This is a genomic window from Methanobacterium alkalithermotolerans, assembly GCF_018141185.1.
Lineage (GTDB): Archaea > Methanobacteriota > Methanobacteria > Methanobacteriales > Methanobacteriaceae > Methanobacterium_F > Methanobacterium_F alkalithermotolerans.
This window is the reverse complement of the sequence record NZ_CP058560.1, coordinates 1,325,556-1,346,754: the sequence shown is the minus strand read 5'-3', so window position 1 is coordinate 1,346,754 and position 21,199 is coordinate 1,325,556. Positions and strand designations below refer to the sequence as shown.

Annotated in this window: 21 protein-coding genes; 15 read left to right on the top strand and 6 right to left on the bottom strand. The window is 39.5% G+C overall.

Going from position 1 to position 21,199, the window contains the following annotated elements; all coding sequences use genetic code 11:
* Positions 1-106: 106 nt before the first annotated feature.
* The 7 genes from HYG87_RS06635 to HYG87_RS06605 all read left to right on the top strand — a co-directional run bounded on the left by HYG87_RS06635 (position 107) and on the right by HYG87_RS06605 (position 6,289).
* Entirely contained in the window at positions 107-3,184 is a 3,078-nt protein-coding gene (locus tag HYG87_RS06635; RefSeq protein WP_211532413.1) for a type I restriction endonuclease subunit R, read from the top strand.
* A gap of 63 nt (positions 3,185-3,247) precedes the next feature.
* Complete coding sequence (locus HYG87_RS06630; protein ID WP_211532412.1) at positions 3,248-3,631, top strand: winged helix-turn-helix domain-containing protein; 384 nt, start codon at positions 3,248-3,250, stop codon at positions 3,629-3,631.
* 59 nt (positions 3,632-3,690) lie between these two features.
* Positions 3,691-4,146, top strand: coding sequence for a restriction endonuclease (locus HYG87_RS06625; RefSeq protein ID WP_211532411.1), 456 nt, complete (start codon positions 3,691-3,693; stop codon positions 4,144-4,146).
* A gap of 37 nt (positions 4,147-4,183) precedes the next feature.
* Positions 4,184-4,735 carry a PD-(D/E)XK nuclease family protein gene (locus tag HYG87_RS06620; protein WP_211532410.1) on the top strand — a complete coding sequence of 184 codons (552 nt, stop codon included), beginning with the start codon at positions 4,184-4,186 and terminating at the stop codon, positions 4,733-4,735.
* A gap of 26 nt (positions 4,736-4,761) precedes the next feature.
* Complete coding sequence (locus HYG87_RS06615; RefSeq protein ID WP_211532409.1) at positions 4,762-5,250, top strand: hypothetical protein; 489 nt, start codon at positions 4,762-4,764, stop codon at positions 5,248-5,250.
* The gene (locus HYG87_RS06610; RefSeq protein ID WP_211532408.1) at positions 5,213-5,734 is read left to right on the top strand and encodes a hypothetical protein; all 522 of its coding nucleotides are present in this window, start codon (positions 5,213-5,215) and stop codon (positions 5,732-5,734) included. The genes HYG87_RS06615 and HYG87_RS06610 overlap by 38 nt, the downstream gene beginning before the upstream one ends.
* Positions 5,735-5,773: 39 nt before the next feature.
* Positions 5,774-6,289, top strand: coding sequence for a PH domain-containing protein (locus HYG87_RS06605; RefSeq protein ID WP_211532407.1), 516 nt, complete (start codon positions 5,774-5,776; stop codon positions 6,287-6,289).
* Between the two features lie 84 nt (positions 6,290-6,373).
* Here HYG87_RS06605 and HYG87_RS06600 read toward each other — a convergent pair whose 3' ends face one another.
* The 4 genes from HYG87_RS06600 to HYG87_RS06585 all read right to left on the bottom strand — a co-directional run bounded on the left by HYG87_RS06600 (position 6,374) and on the right by HYG87_RS06585 (position 9,282).
* Positions 6,374-6,751, bottom strand: coding sequence for a DUF2283 domain-containing protein (locus HYG87_RS06600; protein WP_211532406.1), 378 nt, complete (start codon positions 6,749-6,751; stop codon positions 6,374-6,376).
* Entirely contained in the window at positions 6,741-7,127 is a 387-nt protein-coding gene (locus HYG87_RS06595) for a hypothetical protein (RefSeq protein WP_211532405.1), read from the bottom strand. Before HYG87_RS06595 ends, HYG87_RS06600 begins: the two co-directional genes overlap by 11 nt.
* Before the next feature lie 101 nt (positions 7,128-7,228).
* Positions 7,229-8,059: a pirin family protein gene (locus HYG87_RS06590; protein WP_249164819.1), complete on the bottom strand. Its 831-nt coding sequence runs from the start codon at positions 8,057-8,059 to the stop codon at positions 7,229-7,231.
* 17 nt (positions 8,060-8,076) lie between these two features.
* Positions 8,077-9,282, bottom strand: coding sequence for a cation:proton antiporter (locus HYG87_RS06585; RefSeq protein ID WP_211532404.1), 1,206 nt, complete (start codon positions 9,280-9,282; stop codon positions 8,077-8,079).
* A gap of 202 nt (positions 9,283-9,484) precedes the next feature.
* Between HYG87_RS06585 and HYG87_RS06580 the strand changes: the two genes are divergently transcribed.
* The 8 genes from HYG87_RS06580 to hisB all read left to right on the top strand — a co-directional run bounded on the left by HYG87_RS06580 (position 9,485) and on the right by hisB (position 15,573).
* Positions 9,485-11,059 (top strand): MFS transporter, encoded by a 1,575-nt coding sequence (locus tag HYG87_RS06580; RefSeq protein ID WP_211532403.1) that lies wholly within the window; start codon positions 9,485-9,487, stop codon positions 11,057-11,059.
* An 89-nt stretch (positions 11,060-11,148) separates the two neighbouring features.
* Complete coding sequence (locus HYG87_RS06575; RefSeq protein ID WP_211532402.1) at positions 11,149-11,313, top strand: hypothetical protein; 165 nt, start codon at positions 11,149-11,151, stop codon at positions 11,311-11,313.
* Complete coding sequence (locus tag HYG87_RS06570) at positions 11,277-11,603, top strand: hypothetical protein (RefSeq protein ID WP_211532401.1); 327 nt, start codon at positions 11,277-11,279, stop codon at positions 11,601-11,603. Before HYG87_RS06575 ends, HYG87_RS06570 begins: the two co-directional genes overlap by 37 nt.
* Before the next feature lie 25 nt (positions 11,604-11,628).
* Positions 11,629-12,228 carry a flavodoxin family protein gene (locus tag HYG87_RS06565; RefSeq protein ID WP_211532400.1) on the top strand — a complete coding sequence of 200 codons (600 nt, stop codon included), beginning with the start codon at positions 11,629-11,631 and terminating at the stop codon, positions 12,226-12,228.
* 154 nt (positions 12,229-12,382) lie between these two features.
* Positions 12,383-13,954, top strand: coding sequence for a flippase (locus tag HYG87_RS06560; RefSeq protein WP_211532399.1), 1,572 nt, complete (start codon positions 12,383-12,385; stop codon positions 13,952-13,954).
* Positions 13,955-14,046: 92 nt separating this feature from the next.
* Positions 14,047-14,742: a TOBE domain-containing protein gene (locus HYG87_RS06555; RefSeq protein WP_211532398.1), complete on the top strand. Its 696-nt coding sequence runs from the start codon at positions 14,047-14,049 to the stop codon at positions 14,740-14,742.
* A gap of 55 nt (positions 14,743-14,797) precedes the next feature.
* Positions 14,798-15,001 carry a 4Fe-4S binding protein gene (locus tag HYG87_RS06550; protein WP_211532397.1) on the top strand — a complete coding sequence of 68 codons (204 nt, stop codon included), beginning with the start codon at positions 14,798-14,800 and terminating at the stop codon, positions 14,999-15,001.
* A complete protein-coding gene (gene hisB / locus HYG87_RS06545) occupies positions 14,998-15,573 on the top strand; it encodes an imidazoleglycerol-phosphate dehydratase HisB (RefSeq protein WP_211532396.1) in 576 nt (191 codons plus the stop codon). The genes HYG87_RS06550 and hisB overlap by 4 nt, the downstream gene beginning before the upstream one ends.
* A 126-nt stretch (positions 15,574-15,699) precedes the next feature.
* Here hisB and HYG87_RS06540 read toward each other — a convergent pair whose 3' ends face one another.
* Both HYG87_RS06540 and cdhB read right to left on the bottom strand, forming a co-directional pair.
* Complete coding sequence (locus HYG87_RS06540) at positions 15,700-20,199, bottom strand: cobaltochelatase subunit CobN (protein ID WP_211532395.1); 4,500 nt, start codon at positions 20,197-20,199, stop codon at positions 15,700-15,702.
* 431 nt (positions 20,200-20,630) lie between these two features.
* Positions 20,631-21,143 (bottom strand): CO dehydrogenase/acetyl-CoA synthase complex subunit epsilon, encoded by a 513-nt coding sequence (gene cdhB / locus HYG87_RS06535; protein WP_211532394.1) that lies wholly within the window; start codon positions 21,141-21,143, stop codon positions 20,631-20,633.
* Positions 21,144-21,199: the final 56 nt, after the last annotated feature.

Below are 21,199 nucleotides of genomic sequence, written 5' to 3'. Positions count from 1 at the left end.
TATAAACAATTGGAATAAAGAAGAATTTATGAAGCGGACTGAAATAATTTCTGAAATGGCTTATGAATATAAGATTATGGACTAATGCTTAAAAGGGGAGTAAGGGATGTTAAATGAGGAAAAAGTAGAGGATAATACTTTAGATATTTTAAAAAGTTTAGGATATGATTATGTTCATGGGAATAATATTTCACCGGGTGGAGGTTCTCCAGAAAGGAATGAATTCACAGATGTTATATTAGAACAAAGACTCAGAGATACTATAACTAAACTAAACCCCGAAATCCCCTCTTCTGCCATAGAAGAAGCCCTGAAAAAAGTCTTGAGATCTCGGTCCAATGATCTTTTATCCAATAATCTCTTATTTCACCAGTTATTAACCGAAGGCATTGATGTAGAATACAGGGAAAATGATAGATTAAAAGGCGATAAAGTTTACATGTTCGACTTTCGGGAGCCATCTAATAACAATTTTTTAGCAGTTAATCAGTTCACGGTGAAAGAAAACAAAAATGAACGCCGGCCAGATATTATTCTATTCATAAACGGCCTACCACTGGTAGTAATAGAACTGAAAAACCCGGCTGATGAGAAGGCCACCCTTAAAACTGGTTTTAAACAACTGCAAACTTACAAGGCCGAGATTCCTTCTCTATTCCAGTTTAATGAAATTCTTATAACTTCTGATGGTATGAAAGCAAAAGCTGGAACTTTAACCAGTTCTTGGGAACGTTTCATGCCCTGGAAGACCATTGATGGTAAGACCATAACCGATGACACTTTCCAGTTAGAAGTCATGCTCCGGGGAATGCTCAACAGGGAAGTTATTTTAGATTTAATAAAGCACTTCATCATTTTTGAACGGGAAAAGGAAATTAAGAAAAAACTGGCTGCTTACCACCAGTACCACGCTGTAAACAGGGCAGTGGACGCCACCATAGAAGCATCCCAACCAGATGGAGATAGGAAGTGTGGAGTGGTGTGGCACACCCAGGGATCAGGTAAGAGTCTGATTATGGCCTTCTATTCAGGTAAATTAGTTTTAGAAATGGACAACCCCACCATAGTGGTTTTAACTGATAGAAACGACCTGGACGACCAGTTATTTGGAACCTTCGTCAAATCAAAGGACCTTTTAAGACAGGAACCACAGCAGGCCGACAGTAGAGATAAACTCCAGGAACTCTTAAAAGTTGCCTCTGGAGGAATAGTCTTCACCACCATCCAGAAATTCCTACCAGAAAAGGATACCAAATATCCACTTCTATCAGACCGTACTAACATTGTAGTTATTGCTGATGAAGCACATAGAAGCCAGTACGAATTTATTGACGGCTTTGCCCGGCACATGAGGGATGCTCTACCCAATGCATCTTATATTGGATTTACAGGAACTCCTATTGAACTGGGAGATAAAAATACCATCCAGGTCTTTGGAGATTACATAGATATATACGATATAGAACAATCTGTGGCTGATGGGGCCACGGTACGCATTTACTACGAGAACCGTCTCATTAAACTGGACATGGATGAAGCCAGAAAGGCTTTAATCGACCCTGACTTTGAGGATGTTACCGAAGGAGAAGAAGCGGAAATAAAGGAAAAACTTAAGAGTAAATGGGCCCGTACCGAGGCCATAGTGGGCAGTGAAAAAAGAATAAAAGAACTGGCTCATGATGTGGTAAATCACTTCACTTCCCGATTAGATGCCCAGGATGGTAAGGGAATGATTGTAGGTATGAGTAGAAGAATCTGCATAGACCTCTACAACGAAATAATCAAATTAAAACCAGAATGGGAAAATGAAGAAGATGATAAGGGCTTTTTAAAGGTAGTTATGACTGGTTCTGCTGCTGATGGTGAAGAATGGCAAAAACACATCCGTAACAAGCAGCGAAGAAAAGAACTGGGTGAAACCTTTAAAGATCCAGATTCAGAAATTAAACTGGTAATTGTAAGGGATATGTGGCTTACTGGTTTTGATGTGCCTAATTTACACACCATGTACATAGATAAACCTATGCAGGGCCATGGATTGATGCAGGCCATCGCCAGAGTTAATAGAGTCTATCCTAACAAGGAAGGGGGACTTATAGTTGATTATCTGGGCATAGCAGCCGAATTAAAAAAGGCAATTCATTCTTACACGGTAGGTGGAGGTAAAGGAAAACCCGCCTTTGATCAGGACAAGGCCGTGGGTTTAATGCTGGAAAAATACGATGTGGTTAAATCCATGTTCCATAACTTTGATTATAATGATTATTTCACTCCAGATACTACTAAACAACTGAGAACTCTATTAAGAAGCATGGATCACATTTTGGGACTATCTGATGGTAAAAATAGGTTCTTAAAAAATGTAAATGAACTCTCCAAATCATTTGCCCTATCTGTTCCTCATGAACGAGCTTTAGCAATAAGAGACGAAGTTAAATTCTTTAAAGCAGTTAAGGCCCAGTTAATGAAGAATGATGATGAGGAAGAAGGCCCTAAACTCAGTAAAGAAGAGATGGAGCTGGCTATTAAACAGATTGTTTCTGATGCCATAACCTCGGAAGGAGTTATTCCATTAACTGGAACTAAGGATCTAAAAGGTAGTGGAATACAAAATCAGGATATTTCTATTCTCTCTGATGACTTTTTAGAAGAAGTAAGTGCCATGCCCCAGAAGAATCTGGCCGCAGAATTACTGGAGAAACTTTTAAAGGAACAAATACGCACCAGATCACGAAAAAATGTAGTGGAAGGAAGATCATTTGCAGAAATGCTGGACAATGCCTTAATAAAATATAGAAACCGTAATATTGACAGTGCGGAAATAATTCAGAACCTCATTGATATAGCCAAACAAATCAGAGAAGCTGACGAAAGGGGAGATAATCTGGGCCTTAGTGAATATGAACTGGCCTTTTATGATGCTTTAATGGTTAATAAAGAAGCTGGAGAAGTTCTAGGTGATGATGAGTTGAAGAATATTGCCATGGAACTGGTGAGAACCATAAAAAGTAATTTAACTATTGACTGGACCTTAAGGGAAAATGTTCAAGCCAAAATGAGAGTGGCTGTTAAGAGAATACTTAAAAAGCATAAATATCCTTCTGAAGAGACTCAAAAGGCTGTGGAAATTGTATTGGAGCAGGCGAAAGTGGTCTGTGAAGAGTGGGCTGAAGCACATTCTTAAAAAAAACAGCAGGAAAACATCTAGATATCTAATTAATGGAACTGAAGTTTAGGAGGATGAAAAATGCCAATACCTGACTATCAATCAATAATGTTGCCTTTTTTAAAGTTAGCAGGTGATAAAAAAGAACATTCCATGAGAAATACCTTCGAACAACTTGCCAATCAATTTCAATTAACTGAAGAAGAAAAAAATGACCTTTTACCCAGTGGTACGCAACCTATATTTGAAAATCGTGTGGGATGGGCAAGAACATACCTGAAAAAAGCAGGGCTGGTTGAATCCCGGAAAAGAGGTTATTTCAATATAACGGGAGAAGGATTGAAAGTTTTAGAGCAAAGCCTAGATAAAATTGATGTTGATTTTCTAATGCAGTTTCCTGATTTTGTGAAGTTTAGAGCAGGTAATAAGAAAAATGTGCCAAAAAAACTATCCGGGAAGAACTAACCCCCGAAGAATCTTTAGAATACAGTTACCAGAGCCTCAGGGATGAGGTAGCTCAAGATTTGATTAAAAATATTAAAAATTGTTCTCCTGAATTTTTTGAAAAGCTGGTGGTTGATTTATTATTAAATATGGGTTATGGTGGTTCCCGTAAAGATGCCGGGGAAGCCATTGGCAAAAGTAATGATGGTGGAATCGATGGTATTATCAATGAAGATAAGTTGGGACTGGATACCATTTATATCCAGGCTAAAAGATGGGAAAATACGGTTTCGAGACCAGAGATACAAAAATTTGCCGGAGCACTACAGGGACAGAAAGCCAAAAAAGGCGTATTCCTGACCACATCCAATTTCTCCAAAGGAGCCCTAGAATACGCTTCCATAATTGATAGTAAAGTAGTCTTAATAGATGGAAATAGATTGGCCCAACTCATGATTGACCATGATATAGGGGTTTCTAAACAAAAATCCTATGATATTAAAAAAATTGACAGCGATTATTTCTCCGAAGAATAAAAATTAACTTTTATTGTTTTTAAAGGAGTCAAATTATATGAAAACTTTATTCGGCCATATAATAATGAATTTTACATCGCAGGCAGAGAATCTTGCAACAGAAGGATTGAATTATATTATTTCAAGTTCTGCTGATGCTAAAATGAGTATTTCCCGGTTTTTAGGAATGATTGATCCGGAAATGGAAAAAAACCTATATTTCAAAACCCAGGATTATGGAGAAGATGGTTCCATTCCGGATCTGGTGGGACTAGATGATGAAGGTAGCAGGACATGTATAATTGAATCCAAATTTTGGGCCGGGTTAACTGAAAATCAGCCCATTAATTATTTAAAACGGTTAGATTCTGAAAAAACATCCATCTTATTGTTTCTAGTTCCCTCCCGAAGACTCCAGTCCATCTGGCTGGAACTTAAAAATCGCTGCCAGGAAGCAGGGATTATTCTGGATAAGGAAATTAGAGGTAAATCATATATTAATGCTAAGGTAAGTGAAAAAAATTATCTAGCGGTTACTGACTGGAATTCATTATTAGCTTTTATAGAAGCCCAATTAGATATAATGATCAAGTTACCCGGGCAGATTTAATCCAGTTGAAGGGTTTATGTGAGCAAATGGATGAAGAAACATTTTTACCCCTTGATTCTCAGGAAATTTCTCCCATGATTGCTCGCCGGAATATAGATTTTTCTGATATTATTGATCAAGTAGTTACTACCGGGGTTGCTCGGGAAATATATTCAACAGAAGGTTGCAGATCGGCACCAGGTAAAGATTATTATGGAAGATTCTTCTATATCCATGATAATCATTATTTTATTCAATTGCATTATGGAAATTGGTACAATGTGCAGAATACGCCCTTTTGGTTAATGTGTTATGGAAAAGGATGGTTAAGTGCAGTAGAAGAGAGACCTAAGGTAAAAAAAGCGCTTATGAAACTAGAATTAGAAGAAAAATTATATTTTACCGGTGATGATGTGGCATTAATACCCTTAAAATTGGAGTTAGGTGTGGATAAATCAGTAGTTGTGGAATCCATCCTGAATCAGATTACAGAAATAAATGATTTGCTGGAGAAAAATTATCCAGAATCAGAGTAAATCTATAGTGCAATATGAGCAGCTTTTGGACTTTAATATGATTTTAAAAGAACAATGGACTCCCAGAACCCTGGAAGATAAACTTATACATAGTTATTCCCTTGAAAATAAGGGAACTTATTATTTAGAAGTCCCTATTGGATCCAGTAAGAATGGTAATTGGCCGCCTAAATCCAGAATCAGGAGGATAGATGCAGTAAAATTTCCACTCAAAACCACTAATTCCAGCCATATTTACCCCCAGAAAGAGTTTTCTTATAAAAAATTCAAAGAAGAAGTCTCCCATAAATCAGTAGAATTAATAGAAGCTAAAAAGAGACTTAACCGCTTAGTAATTGGCCAGGTTATTGCCGGTTATGATATGTTTATGCGGGAATATAATCCCAAAAAGGTTGATATGGTTATTTTATGCACTGGAGCTGATCCCGCTCTGGAATGGGTATGCCAAAAGCGAGATATTGAAGTGGAAATAATAAATCCATAGTGTAAAATATGTTTTATCCATTAAGTTTGAGGTGTTATAATGACAAACGAAGTATACAAATCAGAAATATCCCCACTTTTTAAAGCTCTCAATGGAGGATTAATAACCCTCTTTTTAGTTATAGCCATTTTCATGTTTTTATCTGGAGAAGAAGTCCGGCTTACAGTCATCTTTTTGGTTATAATCATCGGCCTAGCCATTCTATTCTACAGCGGCTATCAAATTCGATACGAACTAAGAGAAGAAAGCCTCAAAGCTAAATGGCTTTTTGGAACAAAAAACATAGAATATAAAAAAATTAAAGATTTTAAAGCCCATAAAATTCCCCATACCAGCATCAGAAGATTTGGAATATCCATGCTCGGGGGCCGCTTCTCGAATGGGGAAATCGGGAAGTTTTACGCTATATTCACCAGCAATGAAGGGATACTAATCGAAACAGATAAATCCGTGATTTACGGAGGTAAGCTATTTATATCTCCCACAGATCCTGAAAATTTCTTAAAACAGCTGAAAAAGAAGATATTAGAAAATAAAACTGCAGAGGAAATATAAACCATCTGCAGAAGTTTAATTAATAGCGCTTTCACGCAAAAACTCCTAAAATATATATATCAGCAAAAATATTAATTATAGAATCTATGCACTGGCCAGTTCCGTTTCAATACTGGGAATGCCCATATCATTAGAGGTGAAAGTATCCATAGATTGGGTTTGGTTTTTATTATGAATAATCACACCCATTTGTAGATGGAGGTTAATGGATTTTTCATCCACTTCAATGCTCATTTTAATATTACGAATATCATTTAAGGAATATTTAGGAGATTTAAGAATACGTGAAGCATTCAATAATTCAAGAGCTACTGGAACACCTTTTTTATCAAAATCAAGTATTATATCATTATCCAGTTCAATAGAAGTATCATATTCATAGTCCTTTTTAACATGAATAAATAGTGCATCTACCTTGCTATCATATTTGTAATCAACTTCGAAATCTGCCTTAACGGGCATGGTGACGTACCCTCCTCTCAATGCTATTGGTATATACAGTAACTATTAAAATATTTTCCATTTCATCAAATTGGAGTATCAAATATAAATCTTGACTAGTTCTAGAAGGATGTTCATATATCACTTTAAAAGTATCATGACTCGTTTTACTTAGGGATACTGGTTTTTTATTAATTAATGAATCATAAATAATCTCCCTGTTAAGCAAACTACTTCTTTTTGAAAAAGAAGTCATGGCATGGCGAGATTCTCTAACATTTTCTTCGTTAATATAATTTAGATTGTCCAAAATTTCCCATATTTGGCCAATATCCCAATCACGAATTAAAACATCCCCTACAATTTTAAAATATATTATTGAAAAATTTTTGCTCAAAATATCAATCATAATAGTATTACACTATTTATAAATGTTATGAATAGATTAAAAAAATAGCCCAATTTTAAGATTATTAATCAAAACTTTTTTTTTAAGTATTACTTAACAAAAGTCCCCTTCCTCAAATCTTCCAGGGCCTCCCGGATCTCCTCCCGGGTATTCATCACAAAGGGCCCGTGCCGGGCAATGGGTTCATTTAAAGGCTTACCAGATACCAAAAGAAACCGCATATCCTCCTTACCATTTACCTCTAAATAATCTCCATCCCCCAGTACCAGAAGACAGGTGCTGGATACTTCCGCCCCGGAAACCAGACCACTTCCTTCATATAAATAAATAAAGGCATTGTGCCCGGGAGTAATAAATTGTTTAAACTCCCCACCAGAAGATAAAAATACATCCAGATATTCAGGATCGGCATATATTTCTTTAACCGGCCCTTTTACTCCCTGGTATTCCCCGGCTATCACCTTAACCCTTGCCCCATTAACTTTAACCTCCGGAATATCATCTGCTTTTACTTCCTGGTACCGGGGATCAGTCATTTTCAGCCGGGCCGGTAGATTAACCCATAATTGGAATCCTTCCATTTTGCCCCTTTTTGGTTTTTGAGGCATTTCCTCGTGCATGATTCCTGAACCAGAGGTCATCCACTGCACATCCCTTTTACCAATGGTTCCCTGATTGCCCAGACTATCCTTATGGTTTATCTTTCCACCCAGCATGTAGGTCACTGTTTCTATTCCCCGGTGGGGATGCAGGGGAAATCCCGCCAGATAGTCCCGGGGGTCATCTGATCCAAAGTGGTCAAATAGCAGGAAGGGATCCAGGTAATTTAATCGAGAGGTGGCTATACTTCTGCGGAGTAAAACACCTGCTCCTTCACGAACATATACCGGTTCAATTATATCCATCACTTTACGTAACATGGTAAAACATCTCCTTTTTATTCATGGTTTTCCCTGGATTTTTCCAGGTATAATCGGGATAATGGTACTGCGGTTATTCCATGGGCCACCACACTAAAGAATACGGTGATAAAAACCGCCAGGATAAAGGTATCCTGTCCAGGGAATACGTCCACTGTTTCCAGGGCAATGAGGGTCAGTACGATGGAGGCCAGGCCCCGGGGACCGAACCATCCTATGAATAATGCTGAGTGCCAGTTTACTTCACTTCCCATAAGGGATAGTATCACCGGCAACATGCGTATAACAGTAAGGCTTAAAAAGGCATATAAAATAATCTCCCAGGTAATAGAAGGAATAAGACCCGCAATGATTATCCCCAATATATAAAATACAGTTAAATTTAAAAACTGCCCTTCTGCTTCGGCAAAGTCCAGGAGAGCTTTACCTGCATCCCGGGTAACATAGGCAGTAGTAAGGCCTCCTACAAATGCTGCTACAAAACCACTTCCCCCTATTTCATGGGCCAAAAGAAAACATAGAAGGGCCAGGGCCAGGTAAGCCAGGCGCTGGTATTCCGGAGTTATCCATCCCCGGGATTTGGATTTTATCACCAGTTTAGATACCATATACCCTACCAGGATACCTACCAGTATCCCCAGTCCCACCTGGGCCAGGGCGATTTCCACAAAATAGGTGGCAGATGAGAAGAATTCTTCAGCCAGCCCCACACTAATAAAAACCAGTAGGAAAGGAACTGAAAATCCATCTTTTAATCCACTTTCCACTTCCAGGGCTTCCCTGATTTTATCAGGGATTTTATTATTTTTTAATATCACCTCTCCCAGTGAAGCATCGGTGGGGGTTAACACCACCCCTATAATGGCTGCTTCCCAGAAACTGAGATTGGAAAAAATTAAAGCCGCCAGGGAAATCCCCAGCACCATAGTATAAATAAAGCCTATGCTCAGGAGTCTCCGGGGCAGGTGATTGGTTTTAAGGTCTCCTATTTTAACCTGGGAGGCTTCAGTAAATAACAAAAGCACCAGGGCTACTTCTGCAATTAATAATATGGTGGTGGATAAGGGTGCTTGTTTTACATCCAGATTTCCGGTGAAAAGCCATCCGGTGATAATCCCTGCCAGAATAAATATTAGCTGAGGACTAAGAGGTAGATTATCAATCCGGCGGGAAAACAGTGCCACCAGTAAAAGTATGAGGAAAAATAATAGTACTTCTATCAACTACATCCCCCACATAATATGATTAAAGCCAGCAGGATTGCAAATCCAGGGTTTCATTTATTTTTTTCTCCTTTAACTTACAATTGACTATGCTGAATTAGGCCCGGGAGTAATTCCCAATACTTAATAATCAGAAAATCATTTATATGAATATATAATCTGTAAATCATTCCTAATTAAAATTATAGAAAGGAGTCTGAAGATGGAAAAGCAAGTAGATAACCCCGGTACAGTGGTACTGGCCACTCTTATTCTGGTGGCAGCTGTAGCTAATTTAAATCTTTCTGTGGCCAATGTGGCCCTGCCGTCCATAGGATTGGCTTTTGATACTTCCCAGATACACCTGAACCTGGTGGCAGTGGGTTACTCTCTGGGATTGGCCGCCTCAGTACTGTGGTTCGGGGCAATTGGGGACCGTCATGGAAGGAAACTGATGCTTCTAGCTGGAACCATACTGGCCATTCCTGCTTCTATACTGGCTGGTTTTGCCCCCACCATCGAAATTTTAATTTTAGCCCGCATAATAGGTGGTTTAGCTGCCGGAATGGCTTTTCCCACCACTTTAGCATTGATTGCTGCTTTATGGACAGGTTATGCTCAGACCAGGTCCATTGCCTTATGGTCCGGTGTGGGGGCGGCTATTGCCTCATTAGGACCAATAATCTCTGGATATTTATTGCTTTTCCGTCCATGGGGATCGGTTTTTTTAATAACCTTACCTCTGGCGTTTATAGCCATATTAATGTCCTGGAAATATATTCCCTCCCATGTGAATGAAACCACTGCTCCGGTGGATAATCTGGGGGGTTTGCTATCACTTATCATGCTGGGAACACTGGTACTGGCCATTAACCTGCTTCCCGTACCCCAGGAACTGAACCTGGCATTGATACTGGTGGTTATAACCCTGGCTACTGGATTATTCTTCATCATCCGCCAGAAAAGGGTTAAAAATCCTTTATTTGATTTGAAAGTTGCCAGCCGGCGTATATTCTGGGTGGCGGCCACAGCAGGGATAATCGTCTTCGGGTCCCTGATGGGGGCCATGTATATTGGCCAGCAGTATCTGCAGAATGTATTGGCTTACTCTACCCTGGAAGCAGGGGTGGCCATTTTGCCCGCGGTGGTGTTCATGGTGGTGGTTGCTCCCCAATCGGCTAAGCTGGTGGACTCTCATGGATCTCGTTTCACCCTCTTATCCGGCTACTTTTTCTGTCTTTTAGGTTTTTTAACCATGCTCTTTTTATGGAAAGAAGGGATACCCTACTGGATGGTGGGTTTAACCTATGCCCTTATTGGTATTGGAGTGGGTTTGGCCGGTACCCCTGCATCCCATTCTCTCACTGGTTCGGTTCCAGTTCAAAGGGTGGGTATGGCCTCTGGTACTGCTGATTTACAGCGGGATTTAGGAGGGGCCATTATGACCTCTATATTCGGGGCGTTACTCACCGCCGGATATGCCCGGTCCTTTGCCCAAGAAATCAGTGGCCTGCCCCCGGAGAAGGAAGCACAGATATCAGCCAGTGTGGTGGCCACCCTGCAAAAATCATTTTCCAGTGCCCAGGAACTGGCCCGCAGATATCCTGAATATGCCACCCCTATCATGAATGCTGCTAAAAATTCTTTCCTGGCCGGGGAGCACTGGGCCCACCTGGCGGGTATACTGGCCATTCTCCTGGGAGGGGCGTTAATCTTTTTCATGTTCCCTAAAAAGGAGGAAGAACGGGAATTGCTTCAAAAATACCAGGCCCAGGATGCCACATTCCCTGAAAAATGATAATCAAAAAGCCAGTATAAAATAATTTAAGTAACAAAATAAAAAAAATCATCATAACTATCAATCATCCTCAAGGAGTTACACGTATCATGAAAAATCTTATCATTTTTTTGCTCATACTGAGTATAGTATCACTATCCGGATGTGTATCTGACAGCCCGGATAAGTTGCAAAGAACTGAAACAGAAATGGGTTACCGTAGTGAGTTTAATGGAGAGTGGTCCGTGGAAGTTTTAACCAGGGGGCGTTTATAGAATCTTTAAATGAAGCTAAAGCTGAAGCAGAAATAAATGACCTGGAAATATACAATGAAACAGGATACAGTAAGCTTGAAGATTATGGTACTACTCAGATAGCTGGAATTACCGCCTACTACAATACTTACTACCTTCTTTATGAAGATAATACTCCGGTTAAATTTAATGGAATACTGCGCTTTGAGAAAAATAATAAATGGTATGCTATAAACTGGATGGATCAATTAGGAAATCCTAATAAAAATGAAATAGAACAGGAAATAGCTTATTATATCAATAAACTTTGAAATTATATCTAAAGGAAGTTTTTTCATGAAAATAGTAGGAATATGTGGAAGTCCAAGAAAAAAAGCCACGGATTACGCCTTAAAAAATGCATTAGCCCAGCTGGAAGAAAAAGGTTTTGAAACTGAATTTTTCCCAGTTAGAGGTAAAAACATAGGTCCCTGCCGCCACTGCGACTACTGCCTGAAAAATAAGGAGTGCGTCCTGAAAGACGATATGGTACCTGTTTTTGAACTTTTAAAAGAAGCAGACGGTATAATAATGGCCAGTCCCATGTACAATGGTGCTATCAGTGCTCAGTTAAAGGCCATCATGGATCGATGCCGGGCTCTGGGAGCAGAAGACTATGATTCACTCCGGGGCAAAATAGGAATGGCTATCGCCGTAGGGGGAGATCGCTCTGGTGGTCAGGAATTAGCCATCCAGCAGATTCACACCTATTACATCCTCTCCGGTATGATACCCGTAAGTGGGGGTTCTTTTGGTGCTAATTTAGGGGCGTGTTTATGGTCTCAGGACACATTAGAAGGATTAAAAGAGGATAAAGAGGGTTTCCGAACACTTAAAAAAACAGTTAATATGTTTAGCCGTTACCTGAAGAGATATGGTGGAGGGGAAGCCCCTTAATTAAATTTTTTTTATAAAATAGGGCCATAATTTGCTATTCTAATCTTTTTAAGGAATTAAGTATATAAGCTATTATTCTAAATAATATCTAATTCACCTGATATTTTTGTTTTTATAAAATACTGGTTATTCTTTCATATTAGCGGTGATTATAATGTCTTCATCTAATGGTTCAAGTGCTAGCTCTAAACTGGTTAAGGGAAGTTTCCTTATCATTATCAGTAACCTCATTTTCCGTTTCGGAGGTTACATTTATCGTATGCTCATGGGCCAACTTTTAGGTCCCCAGGGGTATGGTTTGTTGGGTTTAACTCTTCCTTTTCAGGGAATATTCCAGATATTGTCTGCAGGAGGCCTGCCCCCTGCTATAGCCAAATACGTGGCAGAACATAAGGCCCTGGGTGAAGATCAGATGGCCCGTCAGGTGGTATTTACTTCCTTAAAACTTATGATTTTTCTGGGGATCTTTTTTTCCATAGTAATGTTTTTTAGTGCTCCCTGGCTGGCCAATGAAGTCTTTGGAAAGCCACTGGTGGCTTATCCCCTGCAAGCTGTGGCCCTTATCACCCCCTTTAGTGTGATTGTAGGGGCCTTCCGGGGCGCTTTCCAGGGTTTATATAAAATGGAATACATTGTGGCCACCCGGGCAGTAGAACAGGTATTTATGATCACCTTTGCCGTGGTGCTGGTTATGGCTGGTTTTTATGCTGCGGGAGCAGTTTTAGGAACAGCCATAGGATTTGCAGCTTCAGCCCTTAGTGCTTATATCATATTTAAAAAATATCTCTGGAAGTACTTACCAGAAATAGATCCGGAACACCGTTTTAGTTTCCGCCAGGAGCTGGGTTTAATTAAGATCCTACTTAGCTTTTCTATTCCCGTTATAATCACCGCCCTATCGGAAATGGCCATTTATGATATTGGGATTTTTGTAATGGGAGTTTATATGGCCTTACAGGATATTGGTTATTATACTGCCGCTGATCCTTTAGCCAGGTTACCTCTGGTAATATCACTTTCTGTGGCCACTGCTGTTTTACCAGCAGCATCAGAAGCATTTGCCCTTAAGGATAGGGAACTTTTAACCACCTATATGGTGCAGTCCTATCGTATGGTTATTTTACTGGTGCTGCCTATGTGTGTGGGAATTGCCCTTTTCTCCCAGCCCATACTGGGACAATTATTTGGTAGTGAGTTTACAGCTGGTTCTGGTGCACTGAGTATCCTGGTTATTGGGATGACCTTTTACACCCTTTTTATGGTGGCTTCCAGTATTGTGCAGGGTATTGGCTACCCCCGCCACCCCATGTATATCCTCATAGCTGGGGCCGGATTGAACCTGGCCTTGAACCTGGCTCTGGTGCCGGTTTATGGTATTGAAGGAGCAGCACTGGCCACCACCATTGCCGCATTCATTATCATGCTGGCCATACTCTTCCAGACTTATAAAATAACTAAAATTAATCCTCCTTTCAGGGCCTTTGGTAAAATAATTGGAGCATCGCTGGTTATGGGCGCAGCAATATTCTTTTTACCCCAGACCCTGCTGGGGCTCCTGCTGGCAGTTATCATCGCTCCAGTAGTATACATCCTGTCTCTTTTGCTGTTGAGGGGTTTTGAAAAAAGGGATGTGCGTTTATTACGTAAGGTTGCCCGAAAAACCGGACCATTATCTGGTTTTTTAGAACGTATTATGCAGGTTATTGATAGATTTGCATCAGAATAAGTGGATTGATAAAGATTAAAATTTTTTATCCCGGCTTAATGCTAAATATTTAATTACTTTTTAGTACATACCATATTTTTAGGAGACATCTTATGGCAAATGTAAGGGACCAGCCAGAATATCAACTGGAAATAGATAACCATTATCTATTAATTGATGATAAAAAATTCAATCTTCTAAAAAAAATAGATAGCTGTGGCTCCATAAGGCAAGCCTCCCAACAGACACAGGTACCCTATCGTACTGCCCTGAAATATATAGAAATTATGGAGAAGGTGGTAGGTTCACCAGTGGTTCACACCCAGAGGGGAGGTAAAGGTGGAGGTGGTGCTAGCCAACTTGCCCCCACCGGAAAGTTGATTATTAAAGAATACCAGAAACTGAATGAAATTCTGCAAAAACACAGCCATTTGAATGAAATTGAAGGTCATATCATTACCCGGGATGAAGAAAATCAGGTGATGGGTATGCAGGTAGGGAATCATGAAGTTATGCTGCCCCTATCTGATGATCTGAAGATTGGAGATCAGGCCCTGATTTTATTAAGTCCTGAGGATATTTTTATCATGTTGGAACTGCAGGAGTCCAGTGTACGTAATATACTACCGGGAAAGATAGTGGGCATGGAACTTAAAAATAAGATGGTCCGGATTAAATTAGATTTAGGGAATAATGTCGCGCTTTTAGTGGATATTACTCCTTATTCCTGGGAAAAACTTAATCTGGATTTAGGTAGTCAGGTTTTTGCTGGTTTTAAAGCCACTTCACCCCGGGTTATAAAAATATAATTAATTATAACTTATAAGTTATCAGTTATAACTTATCAAAAAAAGAGGTATATTCATGCAGATTAAAGTAGACCGAAAAAAGTGCACCGGTTGTGGAATATGCGTAACAGAGTGTCCCAAGGGGGGGCAGATCTGGCATGTGGATCGCAGATCCAAAAAAGCCCAGGCCGATAATTTAGAATTCTGCCATGTATGCACCATATGTGCTGCCAAGTGCCCGGTAGGGGCCATTGAAATCATAAGAGATGGTAAAAGATGAGAAAAAAAAAGATGAGTCGTAAGACCTCGGAAACCGATATCCAGATTATGCTCAATGTGGATGGTAAAGGTGAATACCATATAGATACCGGGGTGGAGTTTTTTAACCACATGCTGGAGTCCTTTGCCCGGCACGGTTTTTTTGATTTAAAGGTAAAAGCCCAGGGTGATGTAGGGGTGGATGACCACCATACGGTGGAAGATGTAGGCCTGCTTTTAGGAGAAGTCTTTAAAAAAGCATTAGGAGATAAAAAAGGCATAAGAAGAATGGCCCATGCCATAATTCCCATGGATGAGGCCCTGGCCACCGTGGCAGTGGATATAAGTGGCCGCAGCTACTGCGTGCTGGATATGGAATTTAAAAAACAGAAGGTGGGTGATTTATCCACCGAGAATGTATCCCATTTTCTTAAATCTTTTGCTCAAAATGGTGGCATCAATATAAATGCAAAGCTTGAAGGAGAAAACGACCACCATCAGATTGAAGCATTATTTAAATCGCTCGCCCGTGCACTTAAAGAGGCAGTTACAGTGGAGCATGATATGATACCCAGTACCAAGGGAGTACTGTGAACAATATTTTTTTTTCTAGAAAATATTAATTCTATTATTTATTTTTAAAATTTAGTTCCTGAAAAAATAATCCAGTTTTATTTCTCCTATAATAAAAAAGAAAAAAAAGGGGAAATAGATTTTATTTTAACCTCTTCTACCAGGTCCAAAGTAGAAACCCGCACCAACCAGAGCCAGGATAGATATAATGCCAATCAATGTATAGATCAGGGAATTATCCTGACTGGAAGATGGAGAATCAGCAGTGCTAACTTCATAGGACTTAGCGCCCTCTTCACCAGCTTCAGCAGATTCTGCAGATTCTTGTGCAGCCTCAGCAGAAACCTCATGAGAGTGACCAGACGAACTACCCTGATTAGAACCACCAGCAGGAGTCTCACCAGGAGTACCTGGAGTGGTTCCAGGAGTACCCGGTGTAACACCAGGATCAATTCCACCCGGTGCAAACATGACATTCTCTGTAGCCTTAAACATCTGTTCTTTAAATTGAGAAGCTAAATTCGCATCCATGTACTGCATGGCCCATTCCACCATATCTAAATTAGAACAGGTAGGGGGAGAGCAGGATACACCGTTTTGAATAATGGAGTTAGCCCATTCATTAGCCAGATGAGTTTTCGTAGCAACATCAGTCTGCCAGTACCCTTTACGGCTGGTCTCCATAAACTGTGCATACATAGATTCCAAAGCATAGGGATTGCTCTGGTTAAACCAGTCTTTAAGGCCTAAATTGTGTTTATCCATTACATAAACACTGTAAGCCTCATCCCACATGTTTTTTGTTACTGAGTTCGGCGAAGTGATAGTCCAACCAACCATATGTTTCAAGAAATGTGTTAGTTCTCGTGCGCCTGCTGAATTGTGTTCCTGCATCGCTTTAATCCATCTAGGATTGAAATATGAGGTTCTAAGATCTTTCCATAGAGACTCTGTTAGAGACTCTATCCGAGGATTAGCTGGGTTTTCAACATTCATAATCCACATCAGGGGATCATTGCCAGTTATACTTCTAATTGTAAGGCCAAGTCCACCAAAGTATCCATAGTAGTCGTCATCACCAAGTAAGTCATTTACATTAGTAACTCTTCTAAACAATGCAATTTCGCTTCCATCTAAGGCAAGTGTATATAGGTCTGGTAAAAATATTGGATCTTTTTCTAGTCCATTGAATACATGACCAAATGTTCCAATATATGTCTCTGCTAGCTTTCCTTCGTCTCCCCATGTGTCACTCATTAACAGTGCATGTTGCATGGCATTGTGATGGTTTCCAGATGCCTGGGAGAATATTCTACTCATTGAGAGTTTTTTAGATTCTTCTTCACTTAAACCATTTTCTATAAGAGCCTGATAAATTTTTTCAGAGTTTTCCCAGACATAGTTGGGATGTTTATCATCTTTAGAGCCTGCTGCAAGTCTAATGGCTTTATCCAGTAACTCTAATCTGCATCGGAACATGTTTAAGTATAGGGCAGTGGTAGTTATGACAACATCAATTCTTGGCCGGTTAAGGTCTTCTATCAGTTTAACGTCAGTGTAATGGAATTTAAATCCCGGGTCGGGTACTGGTTCAACACCAAGTAGATATAGTATTGCAGCCTCCATCACCCCCCTGTCTTGTTGGGTGTGGGTTGCCCATAGCACGAATGCTATTTTTTTGGGGTATTCGCCAGTTTCCTGCATATAACGGTCAATTAAATCATCAACTAGTTTCACCGCTACATTCCATGCTTCCTGAGTAGGCATTATTCTTGGATCAAAGGAATAGAGATTTTTACCAGTGGGAAGTACTTCTGGATTGATTACGGGGTCCCCACTAGGGCCTGAAGTTATGTATTGCCCACTAAGAGCTTTTAAAAGACTTTTTATTTCCTGATTTGATTGATTGATGTATTCTGAGTATTTAATTGCAAGGCTTAGGTATTCGCTGAGTTTTGAGGTAGATGAACCAAGTACTGCTAATTGTGCTTCTTCAGGAGTTTTATTTTCAAATATTACCATTTGGAGAAGTTGTTTTACCTTTTCTTGTATCATCTCATGATCATCTACTAGATGGTGGTCACCAATAAATTCTTTATCGAGATATTCCTGGAAATTATAGCCTAATAAAGACTGCACCAGATACAAAAGCCGGTCACCTTCAGGAGCTATACCAAATACGTGCAACCCATTATTAATGAAAGCATTCTCCAGCTCATGTAAATATTCATGGATGTCGTCCATGAATGCTTCAAAGTCATTTATGGCATCCAGGTCAATATTCAGATCTTCATGGAGCCTTAATTCTCGAATTATCTCAATTAAGGTCTTCCGGTATTCTTCCTTTACACTTTCATCATAAGTTGAATCATATTCATGCATTTTCATGTGCAGTACAGCTAAATCACCATATAAACCAGCAATGGTAACTGGTGGTATAAGATGACTGATCATCAATGCTACCTGCCGTCTTATTGGTAACAGACTTTCACCACCTTCCACTGTGAAGGGGTAGATCACCGGTATGTCTTGGCTTACTATAGCTGGCCAGCAGTTTTCACGATCTAAACCCGGTCCGGTCTTACCAGGCAACCAGGCCACTGTTCCATGTCTTCCCAGGTTTATAGCAGCATCAGCATCAAAGCCCTGTTTTAGCCAGAAGTAGAAGGCCAGGTATTGGTGTGTAGGTGGAATGTCTCCACTATGGTAAAGTGCCCCATGGTCTTGTGTATATCCACGGGCAGGCTCAGGAGCAAGGATAATATTCCCAAACTGGATTACAGGGAGTATTATCATGTTTTCATAAACCATGATGTTTCCAGGGGGTTCTCCCCACATATCAATGACTTCTTTTCTTTTTGCCTCGTTTAATTCGTTGAACCACTCCATATAATCATCTAAAGGAATTTTAATTACTGGATTGTTCTTTACCAGATTTTCTAATTCTCCGGGGGCCCACAAGCCAATGCTTAGTCCCTGATTTCTTATGAGATTCACCAGATCTGTCTCAGTAGGTAGGGGGCTATCACCAACATAATATCCCTCCTTTTTCAAGGCTTCTAAAATATTAATCAAACTGGCATAGACATCTAAATGTCCTGCTCCTGCTCCTTCAGCCTTACCCGGACTATGCCAATATAGTATGGCAACTTTCTTTTCCGAGTTAGGTGTGTATCTTAGATTTATCCAGGAAATAGCGAGTTCCACGACCCAATTAACCTGTCTATCAATTGGCTTGAAGAAAGTCACTTCAAAAGGCAGCAGCAAATATTTTGAGTCTTGCTCCCTTGTTGATATTACAATGGAACCAAACATTCCATCCCTCTCTGATGGCACGACGGTGGCTGCAATTGCAGATTGTTGAAGTCCCATTGTGCCATTATACCATTCCCCATAAGTTCCAAAAAATTTCTGAGCTTTGATTACCGGAACGTTTAGTTTCTCAAGTGAGACTACAACATCCTCTGTTGAGCACCCCGGAGACCATCCAAACATCTTATAGTGAACTATTACATCTACAGCAGATTTACCGTCCTTCATAAGAAATCTTTCGATGTTAGGCTTACCCTCATGTTCATAGAAATAGGGAATCACTTTTATACCTTCATTTTCAAAGGCTCTGATTAACGCATCTACAGCTTCAAGGTCACCCTTTAGATAGTCAGTCTCGTGGAATAAAATTCCAACCGTTTTTTGACCTCCTATTGAGCCATACCAGTTTATATAATCCTCCAGGCTGTTAAACAATTGCATGGTATCTGGATGGTAAATTCCAGTTTTTATTACAGAAACGGGAGGATTTAATTCTCCAAGATTTAATCCAAGAAATTCTACTCCAAGATACTTTAAAAGCTCCCTTGAATTTATTGTGCTGGCCCTGTTAGTCCAGTAATTCCGGATATATTGATGATTAGTGTGTCCATTTGCTACTATAACTCCCTCTGGAAGTTCTGTCCAGGTTATAGTTACAATAACAGGTATTCCCTTTTTTATTGCTTCCTCCATTAATGTACGGATTTGGGCAAGATTAGGTGATGTGCCCGATAGCCAGTCAACAAAAACAAGATCGTAATCTGTGAATGTTACTGGAAGGTTTCTTATTAAGCGCATGTCACTTTCTAAGAAGTCACAGTCCACTACAGCAGTACCAAATATGGGGTCTATGCTGGTGTGAAATAGAAACAAAGCCTTAGGTTTACCAAGTTTAAAATCTGCAGTTCCATAAATATTTGAATCATCAGATTCACTGGAATTAGGGCTTACTATAGTGGAGGAAGGTTTATGTCCCTGATGGCTGGCTGTAACTGTAAATTCAGTTAAAAGGCTCTGGAATATCAATTCATATTTTCCATCAGCAGCAGTGGTAGTAGTGGCTAAAACTTCACCATTTCCCTCTGCTTTTACAGTAACATTTGAAAAGGGTTCACCAGTTTCACAGTCCAGAACAATACCTGAGATTTTTATTTCAGGTAAAACATCATCACTTTCAGGAAGATCCCCTAATGGAGTATCAGATTGCATCACCTCAGGAGTTATATTATCTTCTGCGAATACTGCTCCACAGAGAGTAAGTGCGAAAACAAATGTTATTACTAGTAAAATTACTTGTTTTCTTATCTTTTCACCTCCTTTGTAATTTATAAACACAATAACAATGGTTATAAGTCCTATTTAATACTAATTATTACTTATTTAATAATACGTTTTAGCTTAAAATAAGAGAATTAGTAATAATCCCCTCAGAAAATGAATACTTAAAAGCAATATAGCCCTAAAATCGTAATAATAATCATTTAAAATCCGCCAGAATATCAGAAAAGTAACTAAGCCAGTATTATTTCCGCGATAAAATAAAAATAGATTAATAAAGAATTATATACTTTTAAACAACTTATTAAGTTTTAAATATATAAAAAATTTATTCCATGTTAAATTTAAAAAAAAAATAGATATTTGAAGCTCCAGAATCGTGAAATGAGCCCTCATGAGTATTTTAAATTTTTCATGAAAAGTAATACTCATTATTATTACCAGCAGGCATAATTAAATCCAGAAAATTATCAGTTCTGGATTAAAACTTAATCCAGATACCGGGCCACTTCATCCAGCCAGACCAACCAATCCTCATACCCCACATTTGGGCAACTCATGTCCGCATTAGGGTGCATAAAGCGACACAGAGTCATGGTTTTTATATGAGGGGCGAAATTTTTCAGGGTGGACAGTCCCTGAGACCCCAGATAATAGGGAACACCTATAAAGCATACCAGATCATAGTTACCTTTTCCATCCAGTCCCTTCCAGTTGGGATTTTTCAAATGGTTTATTATTTCAATTACGCCCATAGTTTTAGCTGGTTTAAAATTGGACCGGTCCAGAGCCAGGTTGGATCCTCCGGTGGCTATTACCGGAATTTTCTTTTTTTTAACTATTTTCAAAGATTTATCAGTTATATCCTGTGGTATTTCATTTAACAATGATCCCATAATAAATAAGGGTCTTTTGGCTTGTTTTATGGTCAGGGCCGCCATTTTGGAGGGCCAGACCTGGGCCTCATTTGCACATGATAGTGCCGGATTCCATGCAGACATTATATCACCCATACCTTTAAATACAATGTGTTGTCAGTACATATATAATGATTAAT

Bases quoted from the DNA above. Each gene is read 5' to 3' on its own strand.
- HYG87_RS06615 (WP_211532409.1), top strand. From the start codon at position 4,762: ATGGATGAAGAAACATTTTTACCCCTTGATTCTCAGGAAATTTCTCCC.
- HYG87_RS06565 (WP_211532400.1), top strand. From the start codon at position 11,629: ATGAAAATAGTAGGAATATGTGGAAGTCCAAGAAAAAAAGCCACGGAT.
- HYG87_RS06550 (WP_211532397.1), top strand. From the start codon at position 14,798: ATGCAGATTAAAGTAGACCGAAAAAAGTGCACCGGTTGTGGAATATGC.
- HYG87_RS06610 (WP_211532408.1), top strand. From the start codon at position 5,213: ATGATTTGCTGGAGAAAAATTATCCAGAATCAGAGTAAATCTATAGTG.
- HYG87_RS06560 (WP_211532399.1), top strand. From the start codon at position 12,383: ATGTCTTCATCTAATGGTTCAAGTGCTAGCTCTAAACTGGTTAAGGGA.
- cdhB (WP_211532394.1), bottom strand. From the start codon at position 21,143: ATGTCTGCATGGAATCCGGCACTATCATGTGCAAATGAGGCCCAGGTC.
- HYG87_RS06605 (WP_211532407.1), top strand. From the start codon at position 5,774: ATGACAAACGAAGTATACAAATCAGAAATATCCCCACTTTTTAAAGCT.
- hisB (WP_211532396.1), top strand. From the start codon at position 14,998: ATGAGAAAAAAAAAGATGAGTCGTAAGACCTCGGAAACCGATATCCAG.
- HYG87_RS06580 (WP_211532403.1), top strand. From the start codon at position 9,485: ATGGAAAAGCAAGTAGATAACCCCGGTACAGTGGTACTGGCCACTCTT.
- HYG87_RS06575 (WP_211532402.1), top strand. From the start codon at position 11,149: ATGAAAAATCTTATCATTTTTTTGCTCATACTGAGTATAGTATCACTA.
- HYG87_RS06600 (WP_211532406.1), bottom strand. From the start codon at position 6,751: ATGCCCGTTAAGGCAGATTTCGAAGTTGATTACAAATATGATAGCAAG.
- HYG87_RS06630 (WP_211532412.1), top strand. From the start codon at position 3,248: ATGCCAATACCTGACTATCAATCAATAATGTTGCCTTTTTTAAAGTTA.
- HYG87_RS06635 (WP_211532413.1), top strand. From the start codon at position 107: ATGTTAAATGAGGAAAAAGTAGAGGATAATACTTTAGATATTTTAAAA.
- HYG87_RS06620 (WP_211532410.1), top strand. From the start codon at position 4,184: ATGAAAACTTTATTCGGCCATATAATAATGAATTTTACATCGCAGGCA.
- HYG87_RS06590 (WP_249164819.1), bottom strand. From the start codon at position 8,059: ATGTTACGTAAAGTGATGGATATAATTGAACCGGTATATGTTCGTGAA.
- HYG87_RS06555 (WP_211532398.1), top strand. From the start codon at position 14,047: ATGGCAAATGTAAGGGACCAGCCAGAATATCAACTGGAAATAGATAAC.